Origin of the sequence: Streptomyces sp. NPDC048659, from assembly GCF_040650575.1 — a bacterium.
Classification (GTDB): Bacteria; Actinomycetota; Actinomycetes; order Streptomycetales; family Streptomycetaceae; genus Streptomyces.
The window spans coordinates 15,854-30,770 of record NZ_JBEZHM010000025.1; the positions used below are offsets into that span (position 1 = coordinate 15,854).

Annotated in this window: 11 protein-coding genes; 8 read left to right on the forward strand and 3 right to left on the reverse strand. The window is 74.5% G+C overall.

Annotated elements, in window-relative coordinates; genetic code table 11:
* Window positions 1-187: 187 nt before the first annotated feature.
* The gene (locus tag AB0C99_RS20225; protein ID WP_362476698.1) at window positions 188-1,213 is read left to right on the forward strand and encodes a LacI family DNA-binding transcriptional regulator; all 1,026 of its coding nucleotides are present in this window, start codon (window positions 188-190) and stop codon (window positions 1,211-1,213) included.
* Window positions 1,214-1,333: 120 nt separating this feature from the next.
* On the forward strand, window positions 1,334-3,796 hold the full coding sequence (locus tag AB0C99_RS20230) for a discoidin domain-containing protein (protein ID WP_362476700.1): 2,463 nt from the start codon (window positions 1,334-1,336) through the stop codon (window positions 3,794-3,796).
* A gap of 10 nt (window positions 3,797-3,806) precedes the next feature.
* On the opposite strand, the gene AB0C99_RS20235 is transcribed toward AB0C99_RS20230, so the two are convergent.
* From AB0C99_RS20235 to AB0C99_RS20245, 3 genes are all read right to left on the reverse strand, one after another.
* Window positions 3,807-4,424 (reverse strand): LysE family translocator, encoded by a 618-nt coding sequence (locus AB0C99_RS20235; protein ID WP_362476702.1) that lies wholly within the window; start codon window positions 4,422-4,424, stop codon window positions 3,807-3,809.
* 163 nt (window positions 4,425-4,587) lie between these two features.
* A complete protein-coding gene (locus tag AB0C99_RS20240; RefSeq protein WP_362476704.1) occupies window positions 4,588-5,952 on the reverse strand; it encodes an aminotransferase class V-fold PLP-dependent enzyme in 1,365 nt (454 codons plus the stop codon).
* Window positions 5,949-7,952 (reverse strand): hypothetical protein, encoded by a 2,004-nt coding sequence (locus AB0C99_RS20245; RefSeq protein WP_362476706.1) that lies wholly within the window; start codon window positions 7,950-7,952, stop codon window positions 5,949-5,951. Before AB0C99_RS20245 ends, AB0C99_RS20240 begins: the two co-directional genes overlap by 4 nt.
* 169 nt (window positions 7,953-8,121) lie before the next feature.
* Between AB0C99_RS20245 and AB0C99_RS20250 the strand changes: the two genes are divergently transcribed.
* The 6 genes from AB0C99_RS20250 (at window position 8,122) to AB0C99_RS20275 (ending at window position 14,917) form a co-directional block, all read left to right on the forward strand.
* Window positions 8,122-9,543 carry a sugar ABC transporter substrate-binding protein gene (locus tag AB0C99_RS20250; RefSeq protein ID WP_362476708.1) on the forward strand — a complete coding sequence of 474 codons (1,422 nt, stop codon included), beginning with the start codon at window positions 8,122-8,124 and terminating at the stop codon, window positions 9,541-9,543.
* Window positions 9,540-10,529 carry a sugar ABC transporter permease gene (locus AB0C99_RS20255; protein WP_362476710.1) on the forward strand — a complete coding sequence of 330 codons (990 nt, stop codon included), beginning with the start codon at window positions 9,540-9,542 and terminating at the stop codon, window positions 10,527-10,529. Before AB0C99_RS20250 ends, AB0C99_RS20255 begins: the two co-directional genes overlap by 4 nt.
* Window positions 10,526-11,362, forward strand: coding sequence for a carbohydrate ABC transporter permease (locus AB0C99_RS20260; protein WP_362476712.1), 837 nt, complete (start codon window positions 10,526-10,528; stop codon window positions 11,360-11,362). Before AB0C99_RS20255 ends, AB0C99_RS20260 begins: the two co-directional genes overlap by 4 nt.
* A 14-nt stretch (window positions 11,363-11,376) precedes the next feature.
* On the forward strand, window positions 11,377-13,287 hold the full coding sequence (locus tag AB0C99_RS20265; protein WP_362476713.1) for a glycoside hydrolase family 36 protein: 1,911 nt from the start codon (window positions 11,377-11,379) through the stop codon (window positions 13,285-13,287).
* Complete coding sequence (locus tag AB0C99_RS20270) at window positions 13,284-14,279, forward strand: LacI family DNA-binding transcriptional regulator (protein ID WP_362476715.1); 996 nt, start codon at window positions 13,284-13,286, stop codon at window positions 14,277-14,279. The genes AB0C99_RS20265 and AB0C99_RS20270 overlap by 4 nt, the downstream gene beginning before the upstream one ends.
* 179 nt (window positions 14,280-14,458) lie before the next feature.
* Window positions 14,459-14,917: a GreA/GreB family elongation factor gene (locus tag AB0C99_RS20275; protein ID WP_362476717.1), complete on the forward strand. Its 459-nt coding sequence runs from the start codon at window positions 14,459-14,461 to the stop codon at window positions 14,915-14,917.

Sequence of the window (14,917 nt, forward strand, 5' to 3'; positions counted from 1 at the left end):
GGTGCTACCGAACCGGTGCTACCGAACCGGCGTTACTAAACCGCTCTAGTGATGCGGGACTATGGTCGCGGCTAGACTCCGGTGTCAAGGGAGCCCGCGGGATCCGGCCGTCCGCGCGAGCGGGCCGGGGCGTGGCGACGGGGCATCGTGACGGCACCTGGCGACGGGGCATCAGAGGGGGCGCGAGGTGGCCAGACCGACCATCGCCGACATCGCCAGGGAGGCGGGCGTCTCCAAGGGCGCGGTCTCCTTCGCGCTCAACGGGCGCCCGGGGGTGAGCGAGACGACCCGGGAGCGGATCCTGCGGGTCGCCGAGCGGATGAACTGGCGCCCGCACAGCGCCGCCCGCGCCCTCGGCGGCGCCCGCGCGGGAGCCGTCGGCCTGGTGCTCGCCCGCCCCGCGCGCACGATCGGCCTCGAACCCTTCTTCGGCGAGCTGCTCTCCGGGCTCCAGGCCGGGCTCTCCGGCCGGGGCACCGCCCTCCAGCTCCTCGTCGTCGAGGACACGGCCGCCGAGATCGAGGTCTACCGCCGCTGGACCTCCGAGCACCGGGTGGACGGCTTCGTGCTGGTGGACCTCCAGGTCCGCGACCCCCGGATCCCGGTCCTGGAGGAGCTGGCCGTCCCCACCGTGGTGCTGGGCGGGCCCGGCAGCCACGGGCGGCTGTCCGCCGTCTGGGCGGACGACCGGGAGGCGATGACCTCGATCGTCGAGTACCTGGCGGCCCTCGGCCACCGGCGGATCGCCCACCTCGCGGGGCTGCCCTCCTTCCAGCACACCCGGCGCCGGATCCGGGCCGTGCGGGACGCGGCGCGCCGGCTCGGCCTGGCCGACGCGGTGTCCGTGCCGACCGACTTCAGCGACGCGGAGGGCGCGGCGGCCACCCGCGCGCTGCTCGCCCGGCCGGGCGGGCGGCGGCCGACCGCCATCGTCTACGACAGCGACGTGATGGCGGTCGCGGGCCTCGGCGTCGCCACCGAGATGGGCGTCGCCGTGCCCGGCGGGCTGTCCGTCGTCTCCTTCGACGACTCGGCCCTCACCCGGATCGTGCACCCGTCGCTGACCGCGCTCTCCCGGGACACCTTCGCGCTCGGCGAGCAGGTCGCGCGGGCGCTGCTCGCCCAGATCGACGACCCGTCCTCGACCGGGGACGTCAGGAATCCGACGCCCCGGCTCACGGTCCGCGAGAGCACGGCGCCGCCCGCCGGGTGACCGGGAACGCCCTCTTGACCCCTCTCGCTAAAGCCGTTTAGCCTCCGCACCGGACGAACCCCGCACCATCGCGCCACCGGCACCACCAGCCCCTACCCCTCACGCTGGACCGGAGCACCGATGAGACGACCCCTGCACCTCCTCCTGGGCGCGGCCCTGTCGCTGGCCGCGCTCGGCCTCTCCGCCACGCCGGGCGCCGCCGCGCCGGGCGCCACGCCCCAGCCGCCGCCCCCGCGAGCCGCCGACAACGTTGTCGCAGCCGCCGCGGGCAACCAGCCCTACGCCTCGTACTGGTACCCGAGCACGATCGTGGACTGGGACCCGGCCACCGACCCGGACGCGCCCTTCAACCGCTCCCGGGTCCCGCTCCGGCCGCGCGTCTCCGACCCGGCGCTGAAGGCGAACGCCAACGCCCGCGCGGGCGAGGGGAAGATCGCGTCCCTCGTCTCCTTCGCGCCCACCTCGAACAACCCCTCCCAGGGCTCGGCGGACGCGAACTACTACGCGTTCGGGCACTGGCAGTACGTCGACAAGCTGGTGTTCTGGGGCGGTTCGGCGGGCGAGGGCCTGATCCTGGCGCCCAACCCGACGGTCATCGACGCGGCCCACCGCAACGGCGTCAAGGTCTACGGCACGGTCTTCTTCCCGCCCGGCGCCTACGGCGGACAGCTCCAGTGGGTGAAGGACTTCACGCGCAAGTCCGGCAGCCGCTACCCGGTCGCCGACAAGCTGGCCCAGGTCGCGCGGTACTACGGCTTCGACGGCTGGTTCGTGAACCAGGAGACGGCGGGCGGCGACACGGCCCTCGCGACCGAGGTGCGCAACACGATGCGGTACGCCCGTACGCTCGGCCCGGTCGAGTTCATGTGGTACGACGCGATGACCGAGTCCGGCTCGGTCAGCTGGCAGAACGCGCTGACCTCCGCGAACGACGCCTTCCTCCAGGAGGGCGCGCAGCGCACCAGCGACTCGATGTTCCTCAACTTCAACTGGAGCTCCGGCGGCCTGAGTTCCTCCCGTTCGCTGGCCAGGAACCTGGGGCGGAGCGAGTACGAGCTGTTCAGCGGCGTGGACACCGAGTCCAACGGATATGACACGGGCGTCGACTGGAACACGCTGTTCCCCGCCGGGCAGCCGCACACCACGTCGCTGGGGCTGTACCGCCCCGAGTGGACCTGGAAGTCCGCGTCCGGGCGCGCCGACGCCGTGGCCCGCGAGGCGCGCTACTGGGACGGGGCCAACGGCGACCCGTCGAACACCACGACCACCTCGTCGTGGAAGGGCCTGGCGCAGTACGTAGCAGAGTCCTCACCGGTGACGTCCAAGCCCTTCGTCACCCACTTCAACGCCGGCCAGGGCGACTTCTACGCGTCCGGCGGGACCCGGGTGTCGGCCGCGCCCTGGAACAACCTCTCGCTCCAGGACGTGCCGCCGACCTACCGCTGGCTGGTGAGCTCCACGGGCACGAAGCTGAAGCCGTCCGTCGACTTCACCGACGCCTACGAGGGCGGCTCGGCGCTGCGGCTGACGGGTGCCCTGGACGCCGTGAACACCGTGCGCCTCTACCAGACGCGGCTGCCGGTGGCCGCCGACAGCAAGCTGTCGGTCGTGGTGAAGACCCCGGCGGCCGGCCCCACGCGACTGAAGGCGGCGGTCTCCTTCACGGACGCCCCGACCGCCTTCACCACCCTGGACCTCGGCTCCACGACGGGCACCGGGTGGGAGCGCAAGGTGCTCGACCTCTCCCCGTACGCGGGCCGGACGGTCGCGCAGCTCGGCCTCCAGACCACCGGGACGGCCGCCTCGTACGACATCAAGGTGGGGCAGCTCGCCCTGTACGACGGCGCCGCCGACGCCCCTGCCGCCCCGACGGCGCCCACGGTGCTCGGCACGACGGAGGCGGGCGCGAGCATGTCACTGCGGCTCGGCTGGACCGCCTCGGCCGCCGGCGACGTGCACCACTACGAGGTGTACCGCCGCGACGCCGGCGGGGGCCGCACCTTCCTCGGCGCGACGCCCAACGACACGTACTTCGTGCCGAGGCTGGACCGGGCGGGCACCGAGACGTCGACGACCCTGGACGTCGAGGCGGTCTCCGCCGAGTTCGGCCGCTCCCCCGCCGCGAGCACCACGGTCACCTGGTCCGGCGGGACCGCGGAGGCCAATCTGGCCCTGAACCGCCCGGCGACCGCCTCTGGCCAGTGCACCACCTCGGAGACCCCGGCGAAGGCGGTCAACGGCAGCGTCTCCGGCGGCACCACCGACAAGTGGTGCACGACCACGTCCGCCAAGTGGCTTGAGGTGGACCTCGGTTCCTCCCGCACACTGACCCGCTTCGTGGTGAAGCACGCGGCGGCGGGCGGCGAGAGCGCGAACTGGAACACCCGCGACTTCCGCATCGAGGTCCGCGACACCCCCACCGCCCCCTGGACCACGGCCACCACGGTCACCGGCAACACGTCGGCGACCACGACCCACCCGGTCACGGCAACCGCGCGCTACGTCCGCCTGGTGGTCACGACCCCGACCCAGACGACCGACCCGGCGGCCAGGATCTACGAGTTCGAGACCTGGGGCTCGTGAGCCCCCGCCGCTAGGAAGCCGCCGTAGCCACCTTCACACCGAAGGCGATCAGGACGATGCCGGTGGCCCGCTCCATCGCCCCGCGGACGGCGGGGCGGGCGAAGAAGGAGCGGGCTCCGGCGAGGAGCAGGACGTAGCCGGAGAGCCACAGGACCGTCAGCAGTACGTGGACCAGGACCAGGAGGGCCATCCCGGTGTGCGGGGGAAGGCCGGGCGGGGCCAGGGTCGGCAGCAGGCCCGTGTAGAAGACCGCGATCTTCGGGTTGAGGACGTTGCCGACCAGGCCGGTCCGCCAGGGGTGGCCGGCGGGCGGCGGGGGCTCCGTGGGCGCCGCCGTGCCGCCGCGTCGGCTGCGCCACAGGGTCTGCGCCCCGAGGAACACCAGGTAGCCGGCGCCCGCCAGCTTGACCACGGTGTACGCGACGGCCGACGCGGCCAGCACGGCGGCGAGCCCTGCCACCGCGAGCACGCCCCAGACCAGCAGCCCGCTGGCGATCCCGCCGACGGTCAGCAGCCCGTCGCGCCGCCCGGCGGCCACGGCCCTGCGGGTCACGATCGCCATGTCCGGGCCGGGGACCATGGTCAGCAGGGCCAGCACGCCGGTGGCGGCGGCGAGTTCGATCATCATGCGCCGATTCTCGGGGAGCGGGGGCGGCCGTGACCAGCCCCGACCGGTCCCCACCGGTCGGGGCTGGTCCCCACCGGTCGCACGCGGACCCGGCCGGTCCCCACCAGTGAAGGCCGGTCCCGCGCAGTCCCGACCCGTCCCGACCAGCCCCGCGCGGGCTCCTCTAGCCCCGGTCCAGCAGCTTCCCGAGGCCCGTCGTCAGGTGTTCGTACTCCTCGGGGCGGTTGTAGATCTGGCCGCTGATCCGGACGCCGCCTCCGTCGGGCCGGGGCCAGACGAGGATGCGGCAGCCGAGTCGGGCGGCGATCTCCTCGCGCAGCGCCGCCGCCTCCGCCTGGGTCCTCGCCACGGTCGGCGGCAGTCGCAGGGAGCGCATCGCGAGGCGCTCGTCGTACGGGAGGGGGCGCAGGCCCGGGAGCCGGGCGAGGAGTTCCGCGCCGTGCGCGACGAGGGCGGCGTTGTGGGCGCGCACGTGGGCCGCGCCGAGTCGTTCGATCAGGTCCAGGCCCTCCGGTGCCGAGAGCCAGCCCGTGTAGTCGGCGGTGGCCCGGAACTCGACGGCGCGCGGGAAGCCGCGTTCCGCTTCCCAGGACGGGACCGGGGCGGGGATCCGGGGGCGAAACCCGGGCGCGACCGCGAGGACGGCGGTGCCGGGGGCCGCGTACGCCCATTTGTGCAGGTTGCCGAACCAGAGGTCGGGCGTCCCGGCGAGCGGGTCGGCGAGCATTCCCGGCGCGTGGGCGCCGTCGACGACGGTGGTGATCCCCCGGGCGCGCAGCTCGGCGAGCAGCCGGGGCGTGGCGAGGGGGCGGGCGGTGGGCGAGCTGATCTGGTCGAGGAGCGCGACCCGGGTCCGAGGGGTGATCCCGGCGAGCACGGCGGCGCACACCGCGTCCTCGTCCGGGAGGTCCGGGTCGAGGGCGACGGTGGTGAGCGGGGCGCGCCGGGCGGCGGCGGTGACGACGGTGCCGTAGCCGTGGTCGGTGACCAGGATCTCGTCGCCGGTCTCCAGGCGCAGGGCGTCGAGAGCGAGGTTGGCCGCCTCGGTGGCGTTGGCGACGAAGGCGAGCCCTTCGGCGGGTGTGCCGAGGTGGGCGGCGATCCGGCCGCGCGCCTCGGCGAGCCGGTCGGGGACGTCGCGGAAGAAGCGGTCGGGGTCGGCGGCGGACTCCTCGTCGAGGGCGCTGCGCAGGCGGGCGACGGGGACGGGGACGGCGCCGTAGGAGCCGTGGTTGAGGTGGGCGACCGCCGGGTCGAGCCGGAAAAGCTCCGGCCCGCCGGGGAAGGCGCCGGGGGCGGGGGCGGGGGGCGCCGCCGGGCCGCCCGCCGGGTGCGGGGCGCCTGTCGGGTGCGGGGCGCCCGCCCGGTCCGGGACGGCGCCCGCCGGGCCCAGGCCGCCCGCCGGCTGCGGGCCGCCCATCGAGTGCGGGCCGCCCACCGGGTCCGCGGCGCCGGCCGGGCCCGGCCCGCCCGCCGGCCGCAGGCCGCTCGTCGAATGCGGCCCACCCGCCGCGTACTGGCCCCTCATCGGGTCTCGACCGTGACAGTGCGGCCGGGCGCGACGCGGGTGCGGACGGTCGTGTACGTGACGCCGTCGACGACCTCGGTGCGGGCGGGGCGCCTCACCCCGTCGACGAGGACGGTGGCGCGGGCGCCGGGGAAGCGGGCGACCCAGGTGTAGGGGCGGGTGCCGGTGGTGTGGGTGAGGGTGGAGCGGCGGTCGCCGTCGTGCCGGAGGGCGAACGCGGAGTCGCCGACGCGCAGGTCTGAGACGGCCAGCCAGTCCATGCCGGAGGGCAGCCGGGGCTGGGTGGTGAGGGTGCGGGTGGGGGCGTCGGGGGTGACGCCCATGAGGCCCTGGACGGTCTGGGCGACGAGGGTGAAGGAGACCTCCGGGTAGTCGCCGTTGGTGCCCTGGCGGGTGTTGACGTGCTGGGCGTCCTTCGCGGCGTAGATGCGGCGCATCCACTTCCAGGCGGTGTCGGCCCGGTTGTCGGTGAGGAAGGTGTCGGGGAGGTACGTGAGGGCCTCGATGTTGTCGGGGCGGCCCTCGCCCTCGGCCTGGGCGTCGATGTAGTCGAGGTACGCCTCGCGCCGGGCCCCGGGGTCGATGATCCCCTTCATGGGCATGAACCAGCTGTTCTCCTTGCCCCAGCCGGTCAGCGCGCGCCCGTCGGTGGTGTAGCCGCGGACCATGTCGGCGCCCGAACCGCCGCCGCTCCAGGTGGTGTTGAAGTAGCTCCGGAGCGCGCGGGCGCGGTCGTCGAAGCGGGCGGCGGTGGCGCGGTCGCCCTTGGCGCGGGCGAGGGAGGCCATCGCGCGGTACGCCTGGTACTGGGAGCCGATGGCGTCGCCTGCCTCGGCGAGGGGTTCGTCGCTCTGCTCGTTGTAGCTGGCGACACCCTGGAAGATGCCGCGGCCGGTGCCCTCGGCGACGCGGACGGGGCCGTTGTCCTTGCGGCCGTCGTGGAGGGTCACGAACTCCTCGGTGGTGTGCCGGTAGAAGTCCCACAGGGCGGGGTCGTCCAGGTAGCCGCGGTCGCCGGTCCAGCGGTACGCCTCCTCGGCCTTCTGGACGAGTTCGAAGGGTGCGGGGACCTCGCGGACGAAGAGCTCGGGGCCGCGGTAGTCGATGGAGAGCGGGCTGCGGTTGTCGAAGTTGAGCGCCCACACCGGGTAGTAGGCGTGCTCGGGGGTGGCGGTGGCGGCGAAGGCGCGGAGCATCGACTTGTTCTCGCCGTGCAGGCCGAGGATGCCGGCGCCGGCGAGCTGGTGGGCCATGTCGCGGGAGTAGTAGCCGCTGCGGTTGGCGTAGCCGGCCCAGTAGGAGGGGCCGTAGACGCCGTCGCCGGTGCCGCCGGTCTGGCGCTCGTCGGCGTCGAGCGGGCCCTGGGTGCCGGGGAGGTGGACCCAGCTGTTGGCCTTGTTCCTGGCCCAGTCGAACATGGCGACGATCTCGGGGTCGCTGGAGGTGACCCGGGGGTTCGCGGGGGCCGCCGGGGAGACCATCACGTCGTCGACGTTGACCCAGCCGCGGCCCGATTCGAAGGCGATCTCCAGCCGGTCGCCGGGGGCGAGGGTGACCGTGCCGAGGGTGTGGCGGCGGTAGGCGGCGCCGTCGGGCAGGGCCTGCGCGGCGGCCTCGGTGCCGTTGACGCGCAGCACGTAACGGGCGCCGGGGCCGCCGGTGGCGATCCAGGCGGAGACCAGGTAGCCGCCGTGGCCGGTGGCGGTGACGGTCTGGGAGACCTTCATGCCGCTGCCGGCGTCGAGGTAGGCGAGGCGTCCGCCGGCGTGCGGGTAATTGCCCGCGACGCCCGTGCCGGGGGTGAAGTCCCATCCCTTGCCGCCCTGTTCGAAGCCGGGGTCGGCGACGGTGAGCAGCGCCGGGGCGGCCGGCCGGGCGGGCCGGGCGGGGGTGGCGCGGGCGGGGTCGGCCTGCGCGGGGGTGGCCTGCGCGGTGGCGAGTGGCGCGAGGGTGCTGAGCAGCGCGACTGCGGCGAGCAGCGTGAGGCGGGTGCGCGTCATGAGGGTGGTCTCCCGGATCGGTCGGGTCGGCGCGCGGCACGCTAGCAACCGGCCGGAAGGGACGCAATGGATCAGGCAATATTCCCTGACGGATCAAACTGAAAGCTTTCATCGATATCACGCAACTCGGCTTGCAACTTTCCCGGATCCGCTTGTACCGTCCCGCCCCATGACAGACCTCACGGCAGACCGCACAGCAGATCCCACGGCAGATCCCACGGCCGACCTCGCAGCAGACAGACACCCCGCAGGACCCCTCTCCCGCCGCCGGCTCCTCCAGCTCGGCGGCGGCGGCGCCCTCGCCCTCGCGCTCGCCGCCTGTACCGGCAGCGGCGCCGACGCGGGCGGCTCGGGCGCGGCGGGCGATCCCCGCAAGGGGAAGATCACGGTCTGGTCCTGGCAGGGTCCGGCGGCCGAACTCAAGGCCCTGATACCGAAGTTCCAGAAGGAGTTCCCCGGCATCGAGGTCACTGTCGAGGACATCGGCAACCCCGCGATCTGGGACAAGATCACCGCGGGTCTCGCCGCCGGCGGCCAGGGCCTGGCCGACGTGCTGCACATCGGCGTCGACTACCTCCCCGGCTACGTCGAGCGCTTCCCCGGCGGCCTCGCCGACCTCGCCCCGCTGGGCGCACCCGCCCACAAGGACGCCTTCGCGCCCGGCCTCTGGGGGACCGTCAGCCCCGACGGCAAGCGCGTGAACGCCCTCCCCTGGGAGGCCAACTCGGCCGGCTTCTACTACCGGGCCGACCTCTTCGAGCGGGCCGGGATCGACGTCGACGCCCTCCAGACCTGGGACGAGACCATCGAGGCGGGCAAGCGCCTCAAGGCCCGCACCGGCGCCCACCTGCTCGGCATCGACAAGCCCGCCTCGCAGCCGGACGCCGCCAACTTCTTCCAGATGCTGCTCCAGCTCCAGGGCGCCTTCTACTTCGACCTGGAGGGCCGCATCACCCTGGAGTCCCCCGAGGCCGTCCGGGCCATGACCCTGATCAAGACCATGAACGACGCGGGTCTGGTCAGCGACCTGGCCGGCGGCTGGAACGCCCTGATGAGCTCCCTCAAGCAGGGCACCGCCGCCGTCCTGCCCTGGCCCACCTGGTTCGGCGGCATCATCGAGGAGCAGGTCCCCGCCGAGGCCGGGAAGTGGAGCGTGCGGCTGCCCCCGGCCGTCCGCCGGGGCGGCCCCACCGCGGCCACCGTCAACTCCACCCACCTCGCCGTCGCGGGCAGCAGCAGGCACCAGGCCGCCGCCTGGACCTTCGTCGAGTACGCGCTGACCCGCCCCGCCTCCCAGGTGAGCGCCTACCGGGGCAAGGGCATCGCGCCCGCCCTGCTCAAGGCGTACGACGACCCGGTCTTCCACCAGCCCTCGGCGTTCTTCAGCGGCCGGCGCAAAGGCGAGATCTTCCTCTCCGCCCTCAAGGCCCCCAGCCCCGCCGTCAACTACACCGCGGACTACGCCCGCGCCCTCAAGGCGGTCACCGACGCCCAGACCCGCGTCCTCCTCAAGGGCGCCGACCCGGCGAAGGCCCTCGCCGAGGCCGCCGGTGACCTCGCCCGGCAGACGGGCCGGAAGGCCGTCCGATGACGCGGTCCACCCCGGCGGCCGGCCCCGCGCCGGCCACGGCGGGAACCCGGACCGCCGGGCCCCCCACCGCCGGATCCCGCACCCCCACGCGCCGCGCCGCCCGACCCCGCACCGCCGGACCCCGCCCCCCGCGGCGCGGCCGGGCCGCCCCGTACCTCTTCGTCCTGCCCGCCCTGCTGCTCTTCGCGGGCTTCAAGCTCTACCCCATCGGCTCGTCCTTCCTGCTCAGCCTGCACCGCACGGCCGGCGGCGCCGAGACCTTCGTCGGCGCCGACAACTACCTGCGCCTCGTCGAGGACCCGCTGCTGTGGACCGCGCTGCGCAACACCCTGCTGATCCTCGCCGTGCAGGTCCCGCTGATGCTCGCGCTCGCCACCGGACTCGCCGTCGCCCTCGACTCGACCCTGCTGCGCGGCCGGCCCGTGTTCCGGCTCGGCTTCTTCCTGCCGATGGTCACCGGCCTCGTCGCGTACGGCATCGTCTTCTCCGTCCTGCTCAACAAGGACTACGGCCTGGTCAACTGGGCCATCGGACTCCTCGGCGCCGACCCGGTGCCCTGGCTGACCGACCCCCTGTGGGCCCGGATCTCCCTCGGCCTCGCCCTCACCTGGCACTACACCGGCTACAACGCCGTCATCCTGCTGGCCAGGCTCCAGACCGTGCCCCGCGAGCTCTACGACGCCGTCGCCGTGGACGGCGGCGGGGCCCTCGCCGCCTTCCGGCACGTCACCCTGCCCGGGCTGCGCCCCGCGCTGCTGCTCACCACGGTGCTGTCCACCATCGGCACCCTCCAGCTCTTCGACGAGCCGTACGTGCTCACCGGCGGCGGCCCGGACAACGCGACCCTCACCATCGGCGTGTACCTCTACCGCAACGCCTTCACCTACTTCGACTTCGGCTACGCCTCCGCCATCGCGTACGCCCTCACCGTCCTCGTCGGGCTGCTCGGCCTGATCCAGTTCCGCCTCCTCGGGGAGAAGACGTGACCGCCCGCCGCGCCCGCAACCCCGGGCGGAGCATCCTGCTCACCTCCGCGCTCGCCCTCGCGCTCGCCGTCGTCGCGGTCCCCTTCTACTGGCTGGCCGTCGGCGCCACCCACAGCTCGGCCGAACTCTTCGCCAGCCCGCCGCCGTTGCTCCCCGGCGGACACCTCGGCGAGAACCTCGCCACCCTCCAGAGCACCGCCGACTTCGGCCGGGTCGTCCTCAACTCCCTCGGCATCGCGCTCGTCTACACCCTGCTCGCGGGCGCCGTCTGCACCCTCGCCGGATACGGCTTCGCCACCTACCGCTTCCGGGGCCGCGAGCCGCTGTTCGGGCTGCTGATGCTCGGCCTCGTCGTCCCCGCGCAGATCACCCTCGTCCCGCTGTTCCGGATGATGGCCGAGCTGCACTGGCTCAACACCTACCAGGCCGTCATCGCCCCCAACCTGGCGCTGCCCTTCGGCATCTTCCTCATGCGCCAGTCCATGGGCACCCTGCCCCAGGAGCTCCTCGACTCCGGCCGGATGGACGGCTGCGGCGAACTGCGCCTGTTCTGGCGGGTCGCCCTGCCGCCGATGCGGCCCGCCCTCGCCGCCCTCGCGCTGTTCCTCTTCCTCTACCAGTGGAACGACTTCGTCTGGCCCCTGATCGTGCTGCGCGACGCGAGCTCCTTCACCATCCCCGTCGCCCTCGCCTCCCTCCAGGGCCTGGACGAGACCGACTACGGCGCGATCCTGGCCGGCACCTCCCTCGCCGCCATCCCCATGGCGGTCGTCTTCCTCGCCCTCCAGCGGCACTTCGTCTCCGGCCTCCTCGCGGGCGCCGTGAAGGAATGAACCGGACAAGCCACATGAGCCAGCCCAGCAAGCCCAGCCAGCCCGCCCACATGCCCGCGCCGAGGCCCGTGCCCACGCACCCGCCGACGCCCACGCACCCGCCCGCGCACGCGCCCGGCGACGCGGTGACCACCGCCCACCTGGCCCCCGCGACCGCCACCCCCCTCCTCGACACCGTGTCGATCGCGGTGCTCACCCCGGACCGGCGGCCCGAAGACCCCGACCCCGCACCCCGCTGGACCCTCGGCCCGCCCACCGCCCACGGCGTCCGCGTCCTCGACGTCCACACCGGCGGCGCGCCCGTCGAGATCCGGCTCTCGGTGCCGCTCGGCGACGCCGCGGGCTACTGGCACCCCAAGGGCGCCTGGCGCCGCACCCTGGTCGCCGACTGGGAGGGCCAGGCCCGGGTCAGCCTCGTCGACGGCGCCGCCGCGGGCTGCCTGTACGAGCACTCCGGCGCCACCCTGCTCACCTTCGCCGCCGCCGACCCGGTGCCCGAGGCCACCCTCCGCTTCGGCGTCTCGGAGGAGAACGACACCCACGTCGTCCACCTCCACCTGCCCGCCGCCGACGGGCCGCACCGGCTGCTGCTCGTCCCCCGCGCCCCCTCGGTCGCCGCCGCGCTGCGCCCGCTGCGCGCCTGGTTCGCCGCCGACCGCCCGCCGATGCCCGTCCCGGACGGCGCCCGGGTGCCCGTCTACTCCACCTGGTACGCCTTCAACCAGGACGTCACCGCCGACGCCGTCGAGACCCAGGCCGCGATCGCCGCCGGGCTCGGCTGCGGGGCGCTCATCCTCGACGACGGCTGGCAGGCGCACGGCAACGGGCGCGGCTACGCGGGCTGCGGCGACTGGGTGCCCGACCCCGCGAAGTTCCCCGACCTGGCCGGCCACGTGGCCCGCGTGCGCGCCGCCGGGCTGCGCTATCTGCTGTGGGTCGCCCCGCTGCTGCTGGGCCCCGGGGCGGACACCTACCGCGAGTGGGGCGCGGCGGCCCCCGCCCCGGCGACCGTGCCGGGCGCCCGGGTGCTCGACCCGCGCCGCCCCGAGGTCCGCCGGCACGTCGTCGGCCTGTGCGTCTCGCTCGTGACGGAGTACGGACTCGACGGGCTGAAGCTCGACTTCCTCGACCAGGCGGCGGTGTACGCGGGCGACGGCGGCACCGACGTCGGCGCGGCCATGACCGGGCTGCTCGCCGAACTGCGCGACGCCCTGGAGGCCGTGCGCCCCGGGGTGCTGCTCGAACTGCGCCAGCCGTACACCGGGCCCGGGATGGCCCCGTACGGCAACATGCTGCGCTCCTTCGACTGCCCGGCCGACGCGACGGCCAACCGGGTGCGGGCCCTGGACACCGCGCTCCTCGCGGTCGGCGGGGCGGTCCACTCCGACATGCTGATGTGGTCGCGCACCGCCCCGGTCGAGGCGGTGGCCCGGCAGCTGATCGGCGCGCTGCACGCGGTCCCCCAGCTCTCCGTACGCCTCGACGAACTGCCCGCCGCGCACCTGGACGCCGTGCGGTTCTGGCTCGGCCGCTGGCTGCGCCACCGGGAGACACTGCTGGCCGGGACCGTCGAGCCGGGCCGCCCGGACGAGCTGTTCCCGCTGGTGAGCGCGGAGCTGGGCGAGGAGTGCGTGGTGAGCGTGCACGGCGACCTGGTGGTGCCGCTCGACTTCGCCGCGCACCGGCGCTTCCACCTCGTCAACGGCTCCGGCCGGGACCGGCTGACGGTCGAGGTCCGGGGCGCCGAAGGGCCGGTGACCGCCCTGGTCCACGGGCCGGACGGCCGTATGATGGAGGATCCGCCGTCGCTCCCGCCCCAGGGGCCCCACTTCCTGGCCGTGCCGCGCGGCGGCCTGGTTTCGCTCGTCCTCACGGACGTACCGACGGACGTCCTCACGGACGCACTCACGGAAGGACCGCGATGAAGGTCGGCATCACCGACGTCGCAGCCCGGGCTCAGGTCAGCGAGGCCACCGTCAGCCGGGTCGTCAACCGGCGGCAGGGGGTGTCGAAGAAGACCCGCGAGGCCGTCGAGCGGGCCATGGCCGAGCTCGGCTACGAGCGCCAGACCCAGGGCCAACTGGTCGCGGTGGTCACCGAGTTCGTGTCGAACCCGTTCTTCGCGGACGTCGCCGAGCGGATCGAGTCGGCGCTCGCCCCGCACGGCCTGAAGACCGTGCTCTGCCCGGTCTTCCCCGGCGGGGTGCAGGAGCTGGACTTCCTCAGCTCCCTCGTCGACAAGGGCATCGCCGCCGTCGTCTTCCTCTCCGCGTCCAACACGGTGGAGGGCGCCGACACCGACGGCTACGAGCTGCTGCGCCAGCGCCGGGTGCCGTACGTGGGGATCAACGGCGAGTTCGCGGACGGCGTGCCCGTCCCCGTGTACTCCACCGACGACGCCCTCGCCGCCGAGCTGGCCGTGGACCACCTGCACCGCCTCGGGCACCGGCGCATCGGCATGGCCTCGGGCCCCTCCGGCAACCGCCCGGCCGACCGGCGGGTACGGGGCTTCGTGGCGGCGATGGCCCGGCGCGGCCTCGCGGACGCGGAGCGCTGGGTGGTCCGCCAGTCGTACAGCGTGGAGGGCGGCCAGGCGGCGGCGTCCTCGCTGGTCGGCCTGGGCGCCACCGGGATCGTCGCGGCCAGCGACTTCATGGCGCTCGGCGCGGTCCGGGGCGTCCGCCGGCTGGGCCTTTCGGTGCCCGCCGACGTGTCGGTGGTCGGCTACGACGGCTCGACGGTCACCGAGTTCACCGACCCGGCCCTCACCACGGTCCGCCAGCCCGCCGACCGGCTGGCCCTGGAGGTGGCCCGGAGCGTGCTGGCGCTGGTCGGCAACCGGGAGGTCCCCACGGGCGAGCTGCTGTTCGACCCGGAGCTGGTGATCCGCGCCTCCACCGGACCGGCGCCCGCCTGACCCGCCCGGCCGGGTCACCCGACCGGGTCGCCAGGCCGGGCGACCCGCAGGGGTCCGTGCAGGGGTCCCCGCAGGGGTCCGCGCCGTCGCCGCGCGGGCCCCGTTTGCCGGGTGCGTCCGGTGGTGCGGTAATGGGAACGCCGTATCCCATCCGCCCCACCAGTGACGCGGGAGCAGCCATGACCGACGGCCCCGGGCCCCTCAGCGCCGCGGACCTCCGCGAGCTGGAGCGCGAGCTCGCCGAGCTCCGCGACCGACGCGCGAAGGTGGCGGCCACCCTGCCCGACGACGACATGGTGGGCGACGCGGCGGACGCCGCCGAGGAGCTGGACCGCGCCGACGACGTCGGGAAGCTGGACCAGCGCATCGAGGAGATCCAGGCGCGGCTGCGCACGGCGTCCGTCGCGGCGCCGCCGACGGACGTGGTGGGACTCGGCAGCACGGTCACCGTGCGCTTCGCCGACGGCGCCGAGTCGACCGTGACGGTCGGCGAGCTCGCCGAGGCCCCCGACCTGAACCTGGTGACCACCGACAGCCCGCTGGGCCGGGCGCTGCTCGGGCACCGCGCGGGCGACACGGTCACGTACCGGACGCCGGAGGGCGCCACGACGGCGACGGTGGTCTCACTCGGCCCGTGA